The sequence below is a fragment of the Mesotoga sp. UBA6090 genome, assembly GCF_002435945.1.
GTDB lineage: Bacteria > Thermotogota > Thermotogae > Petrotogales > Kosmotogaceae > Mesotoga.
In genome coordinates this window covers 25,911-44,379 of the sequence record NZ_DIXC01000042.1, presented here as the reverse complement: position 1 = coordinate 44,379, position 18,469 = coordinate 25,911, and the positions used below count along the sequence as shown (strand labels likewise).

The 18,469-nt window shown below is 44.6% G+C and carries 13 protein-coding genes; 6 read left to right on the top strand and 7 right to left on the bottom strand.

Translation table 11 applies throughout. The features are described from left to right. Positions 1–90 precede the first annotated feature (90 nt). The 4 genes from nifJ to B3K42_RS06255 all read right to left on the bottom strand — a co-directional run bounded on the left by nifJ (position 91) and on the right by B3K42_RS06255 (position 6,380). Positions 91–3,621, bottom strand: a complete 3,531-nt coding sequence (gene nifJ / locus B3K42_RS06270; protein ID WP_110990749.1) for a pyruvate:ferredoxin (flavodoxin) oxidoreductase — start codon at positions 3,619–3,621, stop codon at positions 91–93. A 386-nt stretch (positions 3,622–4,007) separates the two neighbouring features. Further along, positions 4,008–5,021, bottom strand: a complete 1,014-nt coding sequence (locus B3K42_RS06265; protein WP_110990805.1) for a lipoate--protein ligase — start codon at positions 5,019–5,021, stop codon at positions 4,008–4,010. Then, on the bottom strand, positions 4,996–5,835 hold the full coding sequence (locus B3K42_RS06260) for a M23 family metallopeptidase (protein ID WP_110990748.1): 840 nt from the start codon (positions 5,833–5,835) through the stop codon (positions 4,996–4,998). The genes B3K42_RS06265 and B3K42_RS06260 overlap by 26 nt, the downstream gene beginning before the upstream one ends. A gap of 224 nt (positions 5,836–6,059) precedes the next feature. Then, positions 6,060–6,380 (bottom strand): hypothetical protein, encoded by a 321-nt coding sequence (locus tag B3K42_RS06255; protein ID WP_110990747.1) that lies wholly within the window; start codon positions 6,378–6,380, stop codon positions 6,060–6,062. Between the two features lie 88 nt (positions 6,381–6,468). Here B3K42_RS06255 and B3K42_RS06250 point away from each other — a divergent pair, with 88 nt between their 5' ends. Together B3K42_RS06250 and B3K42_RS06245 are read left to right on the top strand one after the other, a co-directional pair. After that, positions 6,469–8,334, top strand: a complete 1,866-nt coding sequence (locus B3K42_RS06250; RefSeq protein WP_110990746.1) for a glycoside hydrolase family 127 protein — start codon at positions 6,469–6,471, stop codon at positions 8,332–8,334. 100 nt (positions 8,335–8,434) lie between these two features. After that, entirely contained in the window at positions 8,435–10,351 is a 1,917-nt protein-coding gene (locus B3K42_RS06245) for an alpha/beta fold hydrolase (RefSeq protein ID WP_110990745.1), read from the top strand. 95 nt (positions 10,352–10,446) lie between these two features. On the opposite strand, the gene B3K42_RS06240 is transcribed toward B3K42_RS06245, so the two are convergent. Continuing rightward, positions 10,447–11,031, bottom strand: coding sequence for a DUF1349 domain-containing protein (locus tag B3K42_RS06240; RefSeq protein WP_110990744.1), 585 nt, complete (start codon positions 11,029–11,031; stop codon positions 10,447–10,449). 363 nt (positions 11,032–11,394) lie between these two features. On the opposite strand from B3K42_RS06240, the gene B3K42_RS06235 reads away from it, so the two are divergent. The 4 genes from B3K42_RS06235 to B3K42_RS06220 are packed head-to-tail and all read left to right on the top strand — an operon-like array spanning position 11,395 to position 15,828. Next, positions 11,395–12,435, top strand: a complete 1,041-nt coding sequence (locus tag B3K42_RS06235) for an ABC transporter permease (protein WP_110990743.1) — start codon at positions 11,395–11,397, stop codon at positions 12,433–12,435. Then, on the top strand, positions 12,432–13,826 hold the full coding sequence (locus B3K42_RS06230) for an ABC transporter permease (protein ID WP_110990742.1): 1,395 nt from the start codon (positions 12,432–12,434) through the stop codon (positions 13,824–13,826). Before B3K42_RS06235 ends, B3K42_RS06230 begins: the two co-directional genes overlap by 4 nt. Before the next feature lie 5 nt (positions 13,827–13,831). Next, positions 13,832–14,803 (top strand): ABC transporter ATP-binding protein, encoded by a 972-nt coding sequence (locus B3K42_RS06225; protein ID WP_110990741.1) that lies wholly within the window; start codon positions 13,832–13,834, stop codon positions 14,801–14,803. After that, entirely contained in the window at positions 14,800–15,828 is a 1,029-nt protein-coding gene (locus tag B3K42_RS06220) for an ABC transporter ATP-binding protein (protein ID WP_110990740.1), read from the top strand. Before B3K42_RS06225 ends, B3K42_RS06220 begins: the two co-directional genes overlap by 4 nt. A 580-nt stretch (positions 15,829–16,408) precedes the next feature. Here the strand turns inward: B3K42_RS06220 and B3K42_RS06215 are convergent. Next, entirely contained in the window at positions 16,409–17,581 is a 1,173-nt protein-coding gene (locus B3K42_RS06215; RefSeq protein WP_110990739.1) for an iron-containing alcohol dehydrogenase, read from the bottom strand. Positions 17,582–17,647: 66 nt separating this feature from the next. Then, entirely contained in the window at positions 17,648–18,448 is an 801-nt protein-coding gene (locus B3K42_RS06210; protein WP_110990738.1) for an MBL fold metallo-hydrolase, read from the bottom strand. Positions 18,449–18,469: the final 21 nt, after the last annotated feature.

The window sequence follows — 18,469 nt, the reverse complement described above, 5'->3', positions numbered from 1 at the left end:
GAAACCTCCTTCAGTAAATCTGAGTACAGGTGACTGGTACGTTCTTCAAGAAACGGGTGGTTGATCACCCACCCGCCCATTTAGAATCCTCTATTCAGAGGCAAGCCTTCTATAAATCTCGTATCTCTCCTTAGCGTCTCTTTCGGCCTTCTTGAACAATTCATCGGCAATATCGGGGAATGTTGATTTGAGAGCGCTGTATCTCACTTCACCCATCAAGAAATCGATGAATGACTCTTTTGGTTCCTTCGAGTCAAGAATAAAGGGATTCTTACCCTGTTCCTTCAGGAGGGGGTTGTATCTGTACAGATGCCAGTAACCTGCTGCAACCGCTCTCTTTTCTTGCTCTTGAGTCTTTCCCATTCCAATCTTGATACCGTGATTGATGCAGGGAGAATATGCAATTACCAGCGATGGACCAGGATACTTCTCGGCCTCTGTAATAGCCTTCATAACTTGATTCTTATCTGCTCCCATGGCGACTTGTGCCACATAAACATAGCCATAGGTCATTGCCATTCTACCAAGATCCTTCTTTTTCGTTTTCTTTCCTGAAGCGGCAAATTTCGCTACAGCAGCCGTTGGAGTAGACTTCGAAGACTGACCACCGGTATTGGAGTAAACTTCAGTGTCGAATACGAGAACATTCACATCTTTACCGGAAGCAAGCACGTGATCAAGACCGCCGTATCCAATGTCATAGCCCCATCCGTCACCTCCGAAGATCCAAATAGACTTCTTAATTAGTAGATCCTTTCTCTCTTCAATCGCCTTCATAAGAGCATTTGCCCTGTCATTCTTACAACCCTTCGAAATAACTTTCAAGATATCAAGCGTTGCTGCCTTTGAAGACTTCGCGTCGTCTTTTCCTTCCAGCCAAGCTTCAAATGGAGCCTTCATGTCTTCGGGAATGTCTTGCTTCAGAAGCTCCTCCATTATCTCGGCAAGCTTACTCCTACCATGATTAATTGCCATTGCCATTCCGAATCCATACTCAGCGTTATCTTCGAAGAGAGAGTTTGCCCAGGCCGGTCCCTTACCTTCGCTGTTCTTGCAATAAGGAGTCGCTGGGGCCGAAGCTCCCCAGATAGACGAACAGCCTGTTGCGTTGGCGATGAGCATCCGATCTCCGAATAATTGTGTCACTAACTTCGCATATGGTGTCTCTCCACAACCCGCGCAAGCTCCAGAGAATTCGAGAAGAGGTTTAGAGAACTGACTGCCCTTAAGGGTCTCAACATTCATGACGTCTTTCTTCTCCGAAACGGTAGTGGCAAATTCCCAGTTTGGGACCTCTCTTTCGATCTGCGTCTCGAGAGGCTTCATTACCAGAGCCTTCTTAGGAGCCGGACAGATGTCTGCGCAGTTTCCGCAACCCGTGCAGTCCAGCGGCGAAACCTGAATTCTGTACTTCAGTCCGTCGAAGGTTTTTCCACCCAATGCCTTCTTAGTCTCGAAGGAATCGGGAGCCTTGTTTTCTTCTTCATCATTGATCAGGAATGGCCTAATTACTGCATGAGGACAGACATAAGAACACTGGTTACACTGAGTACAATTGTCTATCTGCCATTCTGGAATCATAACCGCTATTCCGCGCTTTTCATATGCCGATGTACCGTTTGGGAATTCTCCGTTTTCTCTCCCAACAAAGGCAGAAACTGGTAGTTTGTCTCCCTGCTGTCTGTTCATAACATCTGCGATGTTTTTAACGAATTCGGGTCTTCCAGATTCTTCCTCTCTCTTTTCATCTTTCGCATTCTTCCAGGATTCTGGAATCTCTATCTTCTTCAATGCTTCAATACCTCTGTCTACTGCCTTGTAGTTCATCTGTACAACTTTCTCGCCTTTGGTACCGTAGGACTTAACTATTGCGTCCTTCAAATACTTGATAGCATCTTTTATTGGAACAACATTTGCGAGTTTGAAAAAGGCAGCCTGCATTATCGTATTTATTCTTGTACCAAGCCCTATCTCCATCGCGATCTTCGTAGCATCGATCGTGTAAAACTCTATCTCGTTTTCAGCAAGGTATCTTTTCATGCCCCCAGGTAGATTCTTGTCGAGCTCTTCAAAATCCCAACTAGTATTGAGAACGAACGTTCCACCTTTCTTAAGTCCTTCAAGCAGTTCATACTGATACACATAGGACTGCTTGTGGCATGCAACATAGTCAGCTTCATCAATGAGGTATGTAGACTTTATCGGCTTCTTTCCGAACCTCAGATGCGAAATCGTTACGCCTCCAGACTTTTTCGAATCATATGCGAAGTATCCTTGTGCATACATATCGGTATGATCGCCGATTATCTTAATTGCATCTTTATTAGCTCCAACGGTGCCGTCTGAACCTAGTCCCCAGAACTTGCAGCGTATTGTCCCCTCTGGAGCAGCATTTATCTTCTCCTTGATCTCTAGAGAAGTGTTGGTCACATCATCAACAATACCTATTGTAAAGTGATCTCTCGGTGTCGAACGCTTCAAATTGTCAAATACGGCCTTTATCTGAGAAGGAGTTGTATCCTTAGAGCCTAGTCCATATCTGCCACCGAAGATCTCAGGAGCATTCTTATCTCCATAGAAGAGAGTCTTGACATCTTCGTAGAGAGGTTCTCCAAGAGAACCGGGCTCTTTTGTTCTATCAAGAACGGCTATTCTCTTCACCGACTTTGGAAGGACATCAAGAAAGTACTTTGCTGAGAACGGTCTGTAGAGATGAACCTTGATGACTCCAACCTTTTCACCCTTCTTCATCAGGTAATCAATGGTTTCCTCTATCGTATCGGTGACAGAACCCATAGCAATAATCACGTGCTCCGCATCGGAATCACCGTAGTAGACAAAAGGCTTGTACTCTCTGCCGGTTAGCTTAGAGATCTCCTTCATATATTCTGCAACGATCTCTGGAACTGCATCATAGAAGCTGTTTGAAGCTTCCTTCGCCTGGAAGTAGATATCGGGATTCTGTGCCGTTCCCATTGTCTTTGGATGATCGGGATTCAAAGCCCTGTCTTTGAACTCCTTTAGCGCTTCATAGTCGAGAAGTCCTTTAAGGTCATCATAATCCACAACTTCAATCTTCTGCACTTCACTCGATGTTCTAAATCCGTCAAAGAAATGAAGGAAAGGAACTCTTGACTTAATCGCCGAGAGATGAGCCACAGATGCGAGATCCATTACTTCCTGAACACTTCCCGAGGCCAAAAGAGCAAATCCAGTCTGTCTTGTAGCCATAACGTCAGAGTGGTCTCCAAAAATCGAAAGAGCGTGGCCGGCAACTGCTCTAGCACTGACGTGGAAGACACCGGGCAAGAGTTCTCCAGCAATCTTATACATGTTCGGAATCATCAATAATAATCCCTGCGACGCTGTGAATGTAGTTGTAAGAGCGCCTGCAACAAGTGATCCGTGAACTGCACCGGCTGCACCGGCCTCTGATTGCATTTCTATTACGTCAACTGGTCGTCCAAAGATATTCTTCATTCCATTTGCTGCCCATGCATCCGCAAGCTCCGCCATTGATGAGGAAGGGGTAATAGGGTAAATAGCTGCAACTTCCGTGAAAGCATAAGCAACATGGGCGGCGGCAGTGTTACCGTCCATTGTCTTCATTACTCGTGCCATTTTAGACCTCCTGTAATCCTCGAATTGTTTCTTGATATATCTAGCATTACATAAAAAAACCAAGTGAGACCGAAGTCTTCAACTATATTATAGAACATCTTCCCAAAGCTTTCACAGATCTGACTTTTCAATTTGGCAAATAGATACCACTGTCCGCAAGCTTACAGGTTTCCTCTTGACTGAATAACAGTAGGGGCTTCAGAACATCGAGGAGGTAACTTGCAGTCTCCTAGCGTTAAGCGTAAATCTATTTGTTTGCAAGGGAATGGCTTACTCTATGAAAGTTACCAATAGAGGTCGGAAATTCACGAAGCTCAATAAAGGCAAGTCATCTCTTTTGAACTACCTCACAGATCGGCGTCTATGTTTAATTTCAGACTTAGCTCTTAATTAAGATCTGTTCTATGTAGCCAATCAATAATATCGTCTCTCTCAACGCATTTTGGGAGATTATGAAGCGCTTCTAAAATACTTGGTTTAGAAAAATCAACTCCCGTGAGGCCTTGTCTCAAATGCTCAATGAAATCAACATCCATCGAGTCAGAGTAGATCGCAACATCAACAACTGTCCCCTTTCTGGATGTAAATAACAACTCTATTCCTCCCCAGGGAAACCTATTACTGATTCTGAAATTGAATTCCGGACTCCTTCCAAGAAGCCATTCTTTTGAGGAATACTTATCGAAGAGTTTCGTGACATCTGCTAACTCCGCCAGTCTTTCAAAGTCAAGAACATTGTCTATGTGACCGTATTCTTCGATAAAACCCATGTACATTGCCTTTTTCATTTTTTCAATTGTCAGGTCAGGTTTCAACTCTCTAAGATTCACAACCCTTGATACGACCGACTTCACGCCTTTTGATTCTATCTTTGCTTTGGAAACGTTCAGATATTCAGATAGTTTTCCTGTGTCTACGTCGATCAGAATTGTGCCGTGATGATAGGATGCGTACTGTCCATGATAAAAGGCGTTTCCGGAGAATTTTCTCCCCTCGGCCAGTATGTCATTTCGACCGCTAAAATGGGCCTCGATACCGATTTCCTTAACGGCGTCCACAATTACCGAGAGTTGCCTGTGAAGGTTATACTCTCTCTTAGGCAATAGAAAGGTGAAGTTCAAGTTTCCAAGATCGTGAAAGACAGCCCCGCCCCCCGAAAGCCTTCTTGCCAGTTTTCCGTTATCCCTTTCAAGGTTGTCAAGTCTGCACTCTTCCCACGCATTTTGATTTCTGCCGATAACGACCGTGTTTTCGTTTTGCCATAGGTAGAGAACGATGCTCTCACCGGCAAACGAATTCAAAAGATATTCTTCGACGGCCAGATTCAACCAAGGATCATAAGAGTTTGACTCAATGAACGCAGTGTTGTGTATACTATCTACCCCCAACGCCGAGGCTATCGGTTTCTCTTCTGACGTACATGTAATTGGATCCCGTAAGATAGCTTCTTGGATCTCTACATTGATCTCTCGAATCGATAATCTCAAAGTGAAGATGAGGCCCTGTTGACCTCCCCGTCTCTCCCACTCTCCCGACCAACTCTCCCCTTAAAACTCTTTGCCCAACATAGACACTGATATGATTCAGGTGAGCATACCTCGTTTTGGTGCCGTCATGGTGTTGGATTACTATATTCAGCCCATATCCGCCGTTTTCCTGCGCCTCAATTACCGTTCCTTCCTTTGCAGCAAACACGGGAGCATCTCGCTGAACTGCTATGTCCATACCTGAATGAAAGATAGAAACTCCTGTGAACGGATCCTTCCGCCAACCAAACTCTGAAGAAATCTTTCCGTACACTGGCCAGGTAAATTGTGTGCCGGGATTCGCGTTACTACAAACACTTATTGATTCAAGCGGAATAAACAGTCTCTGACCGGGATAAATAACTGAATTGCAACTCAAGTTGTTCGCAGCAATAATATGCTCTGCAAGTGCAAAGAAAAGTTTGGCAATGTAATCGATGGAATCACCGTACTGAACCTCGTAGAAGAAGCCGTCTCCTGTAGGGAGATAAATGAATTCACCCGGTTCAAGGTTGCGAGGATCGTCTATGCAGTTTAAGTCCAGCACGGTGCTGATCCTCAAATTGTAATCCCTAATGATATTGAAAAGCCTGTCTCCGGGTCTAACCAGATATCTTATAGATCCAACTCCGAAAGCACTTGCAATAAAGAACACAATACCAAGCGTCAAGAGAATCTTAAGCTTCATTTGAAACCCCCAAACCATCGTTTTTTGATCCGCTAAATAAGAAATCGAACTAATTGAACTAATAGTAAATTTAATAATATCACAGTGAATATCCTTAAAAGAAGCTTATTACAAACAGGTCCCAGATCGAATGCCGGGAATTTCGCCATGTTCTACAGATTTTGAAAATCATTTCTTGATGCAATTATTCATTTGCTTTAGTTCTTTTCGTAACTCTATTCAGCTTATCTGGCTCCTTCAAAGAACGGAATATCACCAAGATAATCCCCTGTCATCTCCAAACCATCAACCCTGACAAAAGTCCCTTTATCAGTCTCAATTTTTCTCAGCTGATCTCCTCTCTTCCAGTTACCTTTTTCGTCTTTTGTGATCAAGCAAAATACAAACACATCACACTTTTCAATTATCTCTTCACGCGTCCATTCCTCACCATATTCATGGGTCTCTCCAATGTTCGGATGAATGAGCGCTGCTTCTATTAGCCAGGTCCCGTTTCTGTCTGAATAACTCGCAGCAGAAATCCAGTAATCTATCTTCTCAAACATGGTCATTACCTCCCTATTTCAGGATACAAAAGTTTCCACGATTTCTGCTACTCTTGAGGAGAGAGGATCTTCTTTGGAGGTGAACAAAGTGACTTTCGTTAATGACACGTCACGGTCACCAAGAGCACAGGTGAGACCTATAGCAATTGAAAGAGTCGAGCTGGAAGGGTTTGTAAGAAGATATCAAGATCTAATGAAATCGACCAGTCTCGCTCTTCAATATGAGTATCTTGAATCTAGCGGCAGAATTGATAACTTCAGAAAGGCTATAGGAAGCATTGAAGGAGATTTCACAGGCTGGTTTTTCAATGATTCCGATATTTATAAGTGGATAGAAGCGGCCTCGTATTCACTTGCGTATAACGAGGATTCCGAGATTAGGACAAGAATAGACTCTTTGATAACCCTTATAGAGAGTGTTCAGAAGAAAAGTGAAGGAGGTTACGTTAATACTTACTTTACAGGCAAAAGAGCTTCGGAGAAATGGAAAGACTTGAAGAGTAAGCATGAGTTCTACTGCGTAGGTCATCTTATTCAGGCAGGAATAGCCTACAAAAGAGTTACCGGCAATGAGTCTCTCTTCAACGCATGTGTGCGTGTGGCCGACAACATCCTGAAAACTTTTCCCGATGATGACTGTGAGGTGACTACCGGACATCCGGAACTGGAAATGGCAATGGTCGAACTGCACCGTGAGACCGGTAATCGCAATTATCTGGAATTTGCCCAAAGGCTCATTGACAATCGAGGAAAGGGTTACGTCGGTGGAGATGAATACCATATCGACCACGTATCTTTCAGAGACCTTAAGGAACTTGCGGGGCACGCGGTTAGAATGCTTTATTTGCTGACAGGAGCAGCCGACGTATTTCTCGAAACAGGCGACGAAACACTTCTCGCCGTTCTCGAGAGGCTGTGGATAGATCTGACATCAAGAAAAATGTACATTACGGGCGGAGCTGGATCAAGATATGAAGGAGAGGCTTTCGGAGAAGCATATGAACTGCCAAGCAGGAGAGCCTATTCCGAATCATGTGCCGCGATTGCAAATGTTTTCTGGAACTGGCGAATGTATATGATCGCTGGTGATGCGAAGTACCTCGATGTACTAGAAAGGTCTTTATATAATAGTGTCTTGTCGGGAATCTCTCTTGACGGGAGACGCTACTTCTATGTCAACCCACTTGAAGATGTCGGTAACCACTACAGAGAGGAATGGTTTGAGTGTGCCTGTTGTCCTCCGAACATTGCCAGGCTTCTAACCTCATTCGGTGGTTATCTTTACGGTACAACACTCGATGAGATAAGAGTCAATTTCTATGAAGCAAGTAGAGCGTCCATTCCTTTCAGAGGCGGAGAGGTGTCAATCGTTCAAAAGACAGCCTATCCTCATTCTGAAGAAGTGAATCTCGTGATTTCTACAGATCTTGTTACAGATCTCTCCATTCTCCTGAGAATTCCAGAATGGACGGATGGGGATTTCGACCTTCAAGTTGATGGCGTGAAGCAAAAGATAAGACCGGAAAAGGGATTTGTCAGACTTGAAGGAAACTGGAAGGGCAAGACTGAAGTTTCACTGACACTTCGGATGCGAATCCGAATGATGACAGCAAATCCGCTTTTGAGAGAGAATACTGATAAGGTGGCCATCCAAAGAGGTCCGCTAATATATTGTGCAGAAGGCGTAGACAACCCTTCTTTTGATGTACGAACGTTATCGGTTCCTTCGAAAAGAAACTTCGAACTATCCGAGAGTGACGCTCTGGATGGGAATCCAGTTGTTATAAGTGGTAAGGGAATAGCTTATGATCTTGATGACTGGGATAAGAAGCTATACAATTCTCTTGGTTCAGTCAAGAGCAAGGGCAAGAATGTTAGATTTTCTCTCATTCCCTACTACGCGTGGAATAACAGAGGAAATTCACCGATGTGTGTATGGCTTCATGTCCACTAGAAACTCCTTTCAGGAGTCTAATTGTCGTTTGCGTTCATCATCAAGCGATTTAGAAAGGTTGCTTAGAGAGCTTCTGACTGTTTCATGAGGAGATCGAAAAATGGGAAAGATTAGTGACAACCACTTGATTGGCGTGTCCCGTTTAGGAATTGCCTTTGCTGTAGTGCTATTGTTTGCGTCAACAGTCTGCCTACCATATGAAGGACAGATATTGTTCAACGGGAACAAAATCTATTATGAAGTGGAGGAGGCAGAAGGTGAATTTATCGTAATTGTTGGCGACGGACCTGGTCTTGACAGCTCTTATATGAAAGGTGTTTTTAGTCATGGAAAGTCTCTGAGGTACGATCAGTTAGGGAGCGGAATGTCCCAGAACTTATCCTCATTAGATATTACTTTCCAATATTATATTTCGGAACTCGCCGCGCTGATTTACTCACTGAATATTGATTCATTTCATTTGATTGGCCATGGTTTTGGGAGCGCAGTTGCCGCAGGATTAGCTCTCACAAATCCTCCCGGACTACTTAGTCTTGTGATTGTTAACCCTAGACTAAACTTTCCGGCAATCGATTCAGCTTTGTTCGAAGCTAGAGTCCAAGAGTCGACGAAAGATCTTGACAAGTTTGAACTGTTGTTTGGCAATTCTTCCGAGCCTGAAAGAGGGTCCTCAATCGCTAAGAATTTGATTAACATGGATACATACAATCTCTTCTGGGGTGATGATCCAACCTTCATTAACGGAAAACTGCGTGGGTTTGACTTATCTTGCGGACTCCCCGATATTAATGTGCCTGTTCTCGTCTGCGCCGGACTGGAAAGTTTTCCAGGCGTTATTCACACAGCGACCTATCAGGTAGGAACCTTCGAAAGTGAATTTGTTACCTTTATGAACAGTGGGCACTTTCCAATGATTGAAGAGACCACTGCCTTCAAATTGATTGTCGAGGATTTTCACAGAAGAGTAGAAGAGGCTGTAGAAAATAATCTAAAAGATGAGACCAACAGTGATGTCCTATCGGAGACGCCTGGCGAAAGAATTTTCAGGCTACAAGACTCGGGAAGGACTCTGGACATGCAAGTTGGAGACGATTTTACTGTTATGCTTCCTTCAAATCCAGGCGCCGGCTACTTCTGGAGGGTGGAAAGTTTCGAAGAAGACGTATTGAGACTCATTTCGGATCCATTTTATGAAGAACCAAAAGAATCCGGTAGCGGCTATGATATTTTCGGCTTCAGAGTCGTTGGTTCAGGGTCTTCTCCTCTAGTCTTTTCTTTTGGTTCTTCATGGGACATTGTTCCAATAAAAAGCTGTTCTATGCTTGTTCAGGTTGAGGAGTATTTCGTTGAACCCCTTATCATTCACGCGTCAGACTCGGGAAAGACTTTCATTGTTGGGCTTAATGAACCGATCGAAGTAGTTCTCGAATCTACAGTCAGTTCCAGCCTCAGCTGGCGTATAGCATTGACAACTCCTGGGATTGTTCGGCAGCCGAAGGAAAGTGAAACTAGAGTCTTTGAAGACTCTTCTGGTCTGGCAAAAAAGATTGAGCAGATCTACTACTTTGAAGGAATGAACTACGGAGAGGCTACTCTTGAATTTGCTTACGGAAGCCCATGGGACGACATACCCCCGGAAAAAACCTTCGAAGCCGCATTGATCGTTACCGAGCCTTTTAAGGAAGTTTTCATTATTCAGGACTCAGATAATGGTAGAGCAATTGAAATTGGAATCCATCAGACCTTGATAATAAGGCTTAAGAAGGCCCTTGCCACAGATAGTGGGTGGAGAATCTCTTCAATGGATACGAAATTTCAGCTTATTCAGAACCCTTATGAAGCTGAGTACTCGCAAGTCTCGTATTCAGTATTCCACTTGAGACCTACCGAATTAGGAGAATCTTTACTAGAGTTTTACTACAGTGAGGACGCATCGAATGATCAGCTGGTAGGAACCTTCAAGATCAAGATACAAACGAATGAAACCGCGGATCGTTCAAGAGTGCCACTTCAATAGAACAATACCAATCAGCATAAACACAAAAGCTCATAAGCAACTCAAGAAGCGTTTTTCAGAAAGAACCATCGATGGCGTTCACTTGTGGCAAAAAATCATTCAGACTGTAAGGCGATCTCTTCAAAAACCACTCTGTAACCGCTACCTTTTGGGCTGCAGCAGTAAGGCCCCACCATAACAGGAAACTTCCCGTCGTCTTCCAGTAGCCTGGCAAGTCTTAATTGAACCCATCCGTTCTGCCAAGCATAAACGGAATAATCAGGACCTTTCCTGTCAACTCGTACTCTGAGGCTTTTCGTTTCGACCGGAACATTTTGAGTTGACCAGTCCGAGTAACCTGAATTAGTTACCACTACTCCCAGTCGGGCAGGATCAGACCCCTCGAATTCAACCGAACTCTTAAGCCAACAAGAAGGAGAAACTCTTACCATAACTCCAGCTTGATCATACTGGTTCACTGGAGAGAATTTGGCTCCGACAACCAGAGAGAAATCGCCTGTTAGAGAGAGAAACAGAAAATGCCCATTGTCATTCCGAAACCCATAATGTGTTCTCTGCCAGAAATCTGTTGGAGCGTCTGTCCTGACGATCAGATTCCCGTCCTCCAATTTCCATTGTTCTGGCTCATTGAACCATGTAAAACGTTTTATTGTTTCTGCATCGAAATAGGACAAATTCATTACCTCCGCAAGTTTGGTTTCCTAGATTATATCGTGCGAGCTAATTAAATATCGGTTTTTATAGTATATAATTGTTTTGAGTTCTCGGAGCCTCCTAATGTTTTTTTGATCTTGCAATACAGTTTGTCCATTGAGAATGGCAGATGTTACAGATACGTTTTTCCTCTATTATGTCGTTTTAAGCCCTTTCCTAAGACTGTCAATGCCGCACGAAAAAAGCTAGGTGTCAGTAGCGTAGTGAAGAAAGTTGTCAAAGCTATAGAGATTCAGATGATTGTCCTAAAGGGCTCAAGAGCAAATCAAATTGAACCACATTTCATAAATGAATCAACAGAAGAATTCATCCGTTTATCGAGGTGAGTTATGTACTGGAAATATGCAATCAAAAGAGTTCTCTATGGGCTATTGATGTATGCAATTCTGATCTTTATTTTCTCGGCTCTATTCAATACTGTCATGGAACAGACGTTGAGGGCGCAGATCGAGGAACAAATCAGGGGCGAGACGATGCGAATGACAAGTCTCAATGAAAGTCAGCTTGAGAACTACGTCATAAATCGGAGAAACGATCTATACTCTCTCTATCGCCTGAACAAACCTGTTGCTGAGAGAATAATCTGGCGAACATGGGACACGTTAACTCTGAATCTCGGAAATTCCACGATAATAAGGTCTTCAAAAGGCAGCAGAAGTGTGTGGGATGTGGTTTCCGAAGCAGTTCCGAAGACTCTTCTCCTCTTTTCTGTAGCAATGCTCATAGACATTGTTCTAGGTCTTCTTCTGGGACTGAAGAAAGCTCAAAAAGCCGGCGGATTTCTGGATAAAAGCACATCAATTGGAACAATGGTGGTTTTTGGCATGCCCTCCTGGTGGCTGGGGATGATCATGATCATGTTCTTCGCATACGGAGTGAAGATCTTTCCTTCTGGCGGGCTGCATTCCACACCCCCTCCAGAAGGCATCTCATATTTCTTCGACCTTCTTTATCATCTTGCCCTTCCGGTACTCACACTTGTTGTTATTGGATTTTGGGGGCGAGCCTTCCTTACGCGAAACATAGTCCTTGGAGTACTTCAGGACGACTACATAATGGCAGCAAGAGCTAGGGGAATTCCCGAAAGAAAGGTATTATACGGGCACACAATGAGAACATCGGCCCCGCCAATCGTCACAATGTCACTTCTAGCTTTGCTAGCCTCTGTGGGGGGCAACATAGTGTACGAAGGGATTTTTTCTTGGCCAGGAATGGGAAACCTATACTGGATTGCTTTACAGCAGAATGATGTTCCAGTCCTTATGGGAAACCTTGCAATAACTACGGGGTTATATATTTGTGGTCTTGTAATCCTGGATCTCATCTATGGTTTTCTTGATCCAAGGATCAAGGTGGGTGGAAGACAATGACTGTAAGTGATTTCAGAAGATCGGCAAGCGAATTCTGGAGAGAATTCAGAAAGGTTAGATCTGGAGTGTTCGGTCTTATCTTTCTTGCAATATTCATCTGTATTCTAATTTTCGAACCGGTCATTGTACCTTATCCAGAAGCCAATGAAAAGTGGAGAGATGTAACTTACTGGCAAGACCTCCCCTCGAGCGCGCCGCCCTCGTGGATCAATCTCTTCACCTCAAAGAAACGCGCTGTTTCGGAATCGATAGAGGAATACACTTTTTCAGAGACCCTCGCGGGCGCAATGAGAATACAGGAATATGTCTTTGAATATGATTACTCCGCATCTGTTGCTCCTTCAGATGTTGTTTTCCACGCTTCTGGAGTTGGTAAGCCCACTGTGGTTATCTCGATTCAAAGGCCCGACGGACTTTCAATTGATCTATATAGAAAGCAGCTTGAAATGTCTCCAGCTCAGGATGCCAGAGTCTCTATAGACAGATCGGCGCAGACTGCAGCAATGAATTTTGGCAAGAAATACTCTCCTTCAGAAGGGGTCCAGCTTCAAACGATCAAGACCACCGATGTGCTCTTCTCCGAAGCAAAGCAAGGGATATTTAGAAGTCCTTCTCCTCTCGCCGGAATATACAAACTGAAGGTAACTCTCCTGCTTCAAAAAGCAGAGGAAAAGGTAGAGGACGCCTTCGTGACTGTTGCGGGAAGGGTGCATGGAATTCTTGGAACGGATAACTCCAAGAGAGACATCTGGAGCGGGGTAATCGCCGGTGTAAAGTGGGCAATGTTAATTGGACTCCTTACAGCACTTGTTTCAGTTTCAATTGGTGTCGTGTATGGTGTCATAAGCGCTTACGTTGGCGGATGGAAAGACTCCCTCATGCAGCGTATATTCGAGATATTCATAAGTGTTCCAATGCTTCCCGTTCTCATCGTAATGAGTGCAGTCTTCAAGCCGAACATATGGGTAATGATAGGAATAATGTGTATATTCTACTGGGTTGGACCCGTCAAGACCGTCAGGAGCATGGGACTCCAGATAAAGGAAGAGACCTACATAGAGGCCTCAAGAGCTCTCGGGGCATCTAATACGAGAATAATCTTCAAGCATATGGTACCTCTGCTTATCCCATACGCCTTCGCTTCAATGGCGCTCAATGTTCCCGGAGCTATCGTTGTCGAGGCCACGATAAGTCTATTGGGCCTTGGGGACGCGACAATTGTTACCTGGGGTCAGATACTGCAGGCAGCTAACAGCGGCGGCGCGATGCTGAGCGGAATGTGGTGGTGGGTAGTACCGCCTGGGATGGCAATAGCCTTCATGGGAATGACATTCGCGTTTGTCGGGTTTGCAATGGATAAGATACTGAACCCGAAACTGAAGACGAGGTAGCGACTATGGATAACATATTGACTGTAGATAACCTCAAGCTTTACTACTATACGAGCAAAGGTGTGGTTAAGGCTGTAGACGACATTTCTTTTTCTCTGAATAAGGGAGAGACTCTTGGTCTCGTTGGAGAGTCTGGCTGTGGAAAGACAACTACAGGCTTCGCCCTTCTCAAGATGCCCACTCCCCCCGGAAAGATTGTCGGAGGAAGGATAGAGATCGACGGTATAGACATAACTCCTCTGCGAGAGAATGAAATGAGAAGGAACATCCGCTGGGAGAAGATTTCCATGGTCTTTCAGGGTGCTATGAATACTCTCACTCCCGTTTACACAATAGGAAAACAGATGTTGGAGACTTTGCAGGAACACAGGGAGATGGAGAGGGAAGAAGCGAGAAAGAGGATAGAGAAGTATCTCAACCTAGTTGGACTCTCGGGCGATATAGTAAAGAGATATCCACATGAACTCTCAGGAGGAATGAAACAGAGAATCGCCATCGCCACCGCCCTCTTTCTCGAACCGAAGGTAATAATCTGTGACGAACCTACCACAGCCCTGGATGTTATAGTGCAGGCTCAGATTATAAACCTTCTCAAAGACCTTAAAGAGAAGCTCGACCTTTCATTCATCTTCATAACTCACGATCTTGCAACGGAGGCGGAGGTGTCAGACAGGATAGCAGTTATGTATGCTGGAAAGATAGTGGAGATAGGAACAAACCAGCAGATATACGGAGAACAGGGACCCTGTCATCCGTATACGAGAAACTTGCTGGCTGCAACTCCCAGACTTCACGCAAAGGTAAGCGAACTATCGTTCATCCCCGGTGCTCCTCCGGACTTGCTCGAACCTCCATCGGGCTGTAGATTCCATCCGAGATGTTCCCTGGCCATGGATAAGTGCAAAGAAGAAGAACCACCCCTTATTGAGATAGAAGAGGAACACATGGTGGCCTGCTGGAGGTGTGAGAAGAGATGACCGAAAAGATCATTGAAGTGAAAGACCTTCAGAAGTGGTTTCCAATAAGAAGAAGCATATCCCAGTTCTTCAAGGGTGAACACAACTACGTCAAAGCAGTTGATGGAGTATCCTTCTCAATAAACAGGGGCGAGATATTCGGTCTTGTCGGAGAGTCAGGATGTGGAAAGACTACAACGGGAAAGCTTATCATGAAACTCCTCGAGCCCACAGACGGCACCATGTTTCTAAACGGAGAGGATGTCACTCATATAGAGAAAGATGAACTGAAGAGATACAGAAGGAACGTACAGATGATCTTTCAGGATCCATACGCTTCCATGAACCCGAGGTTCAAGATAAGGGACGTTATGGAAGAACCTCTCATAATACACAAACTAGGAGAAGACAGGAATGCAAGAATGGAGATGATAGAGAAGGCTTTAATGGAAGTCAAGCTCAATCCTCCAGATGAATTCCTTGTGAGGTATCCCCACATGTTATCCGGTGGTCAGAGACAGAGGGCCGCTACTGCGAGGACTCTTCTTCTCAATCCCGAACTGCTCGTTGCAGATGAACCCGTATCCATGATAGACCTTTCAACCAGGGCAGAGATACTCCACATGATGAAGGAAGTGCAGAGAGACCTCGGACTGACTTATCTCTACATAACTCATGATCTCTCTACTGCGAGATACTTCACGGACAGGATAGCGGTCATGTACCTTGGAAAGATAATAGAGATAGGAGTTCCCGATGATGTTATAGACAATCCCGTTCATCCATACACAAGGGCTCTCATTGCTGCAGTATGTGAACCGGTAGCCGGAAAGGTAAACAAACCCAAGGTAGTACCTATAAAGGGAGAGATTCCATCTGCTGCCAATATTCCAAAGGGCTGCAGATTCCATCCGAGATGTCCTTATGCAAAAGAAGAATGCTGGGAGAAGGAAGAACCTCAACTACAGGAGATAGAAGAGGGCCACTTCCACGCCTGCAGAAGATGGAAGGAAGTAGCTGAAGAGAAAAACCGGGGTTGCGGGTAGCAGGTAGGTGGTAGGAAGAGCAAAGGATCAGTTCCAAGTTGCAAGTTGTGAGTTGTAAGAGCAAAGGTCGGGGTCAGAGGTTGGTGGTTGGGGGTCGGAAGATCAAGACAAACCGGTTCTCCGCTTTATGGTTATCCTTTCGCCGAGGAGAGCTGTGAAGCAATAGCATCAAGATTCCGACCAGGAACTTTGTCGGAATGACAGAATCTGGCTTTTAGGAATAACCATTCGCTGTCATCCCGAACTAGTTTCGGGATCTGGTTTTGCGGTCTCGGCGGGGGACGGAGGACTGTTGACGGGCAACGTGGTTTCATCAGCGTCAGCGGGTTCTCGCTTTTAAGCGCACAGCGGTTCTTATCCTTGCAACTTGGAACAGGCAACTTGCAACTGATCTTCCCGAAGGACCAAGGACGTTTTCTCCTTCATTATCCTCAACGCTCTGACCTCTGGCATCAATCTCGGATGTCCTTGTAAGAAACAAAAAAAACGGAAGATACGCTGGGTCAAACCCCCAGTTCTTTTAGATTTATCTAGGAAACTTATATTCTCGCCAATTTAAGCTCTTTTTTGCAGCTCCGGATCAGTAAGACATTTCCAATATCCTTTCCAGGTCTTTAGTTTTCAGGTTGCCCGGTGTCACTTCGACAAGAGCTCCCATCGTTCTCATAGCATCCTCAGCAAGCCTTCCAAGCATAGACTTCTCTACTCCAAGTTCCTCTAGACTTATATCGATGTCAACGCTTTTTTGAAGCCTGTGTATTATCTCTATTGACATTTTTGAAAGCCTATCGATATCTATTTCACTTTCAGGAGCTCCCATTATTTGAGCTACTCTGGCCAGTCTCTCTTTTGTATGAGGCCTGATGTAATCAAAGAAAGCAGGACCGGTTGCACAAAGTCCAGCTCCATGTGTAGCATCATAATGGGCGCTTATGGGATGCTCGAGGGAATGATTTGCAATACAGCCAGAAAGTGTTTCACAAATGCCTGCCGCGGTACTTGCCCATGCAAGAGCTGTTCTAGCTTCGATGTTGTTGCCATCCCTGTAAGCTATAGGTAGATAATGATTTATAAGCGACATGGCTTCCAACGCGAGAAGGTCCGAAGTTGGTTGGTGGTTTGTATTTATGTAGGACTCTATAGCGTGGTAGAAAGCGTCCATTCCGGTTGCCGCCGTTTGATAGGGTGGAAGAGTCTTCATAACCTCGGGATCAACAATGGAAACTGTAGGAAATGTTTGATCAAATCCAACACCAATCTTCTCGTTAGTTTCTGTATTCGTCACTACTGCAAAGGGATCTGACTCGGTTCCGGTTCCGTGAGTAGTGGGAATAGCGATGACTGGTAACGCCGATTTGGGAACTCTTCCTCCCCCAGATCCCGTATAATCCCAGCAATGACCGCCATCCTTGGCGACCACAGCAATTAGTTTTGCCGAATCTACAGGGCTTCCCCCACCGAGACCAATGATTAGATCGCATCCTTCATTGTTCGCAAACTCCGCGCCTTTATCAACCGTAGATGAAAGAGGATTTGGAACTATCTCATCAAATACGACCGTTTCTACTCCATTCTTCTCTAGAATAGCTATAACCCTATCAAGAAGACCCGTCTTTTTCGTACTGCTCTTACCAGTTACAATTAGTGCCTTTTTGCCCAAAGACTTTGCAAACTCTCCAACTCTGTTTACTGATCCAACGCCAAATACTAGCCTTGTAGGCAAAAAATACTCGAAATTCAAAGTCCTATCCACTTCATAAACCTCCTTAATGTCTATAATCGAAAACAAATTATGGGATGTAACTCATACCACAGTGCTTCAATCATGGAACTCAAAACTATCACCGGCCATAAGCTCTCGCACTTCGACAGGAAATCTTTCTGCGATCTTCTTCACTACGTTGTCACCTGTGCAGTGACCAATATGGAAATTATCGATATCGAAACCCAATAGATATTCAAAGATTTCTTCGAGCTCCTCTTCAGTCTTATGCAGCAAGTGTAAACCCCCAACCACATTCTTCACTTTTCCAAATCCCGAGGCCTGCTTCACGATGTTACCAATCCCCCTGTGTGAGCAGCCGGTTATTACTGTCACGTTACCATTCTCAAGAACAGAGAGAGACAGCTCATCGTCGAAGAAATCTCTCTTCTTGATCCCTTCAGTAATCTTCACGTGCTTTTCTCCAGGTCTTTCTTCAGTAACAAAAGGTGCTGCAGTCATTACATGGATTCCGTCAGCAATTTCCTTTGAAGTCCCCACTGTTTCAACAATTGCTCCGAGGCGCTCATATTCGGTTCTCCCATCTTCAGGGCTGGAAAGTGTTGTCTCACTGAACTTCCTCTCAAAGCTTCCTTCACCCACCAGTACTTTCTTTCCCCCGGCCTCCCGAAGCACACTTCCCAGCCCTCCAAGATGATCATAGTGACCATGGCTAATTACTATCAATTCAATTCTGGAGAGATTTATTCCTAGCTTTGTGGCATTCTTAACTGCGACATCAGTAGATCCCGTGTCAAACAGATAGTTTTTACCGTTTAATTCAACGAAGAAAGACACACCGTGTTCGCTTTCAAAGCCTTCAATAGCCTTGTCATTGCACAGAACAGTTATCTTCATATCCATTCTCCTTCCTGAATC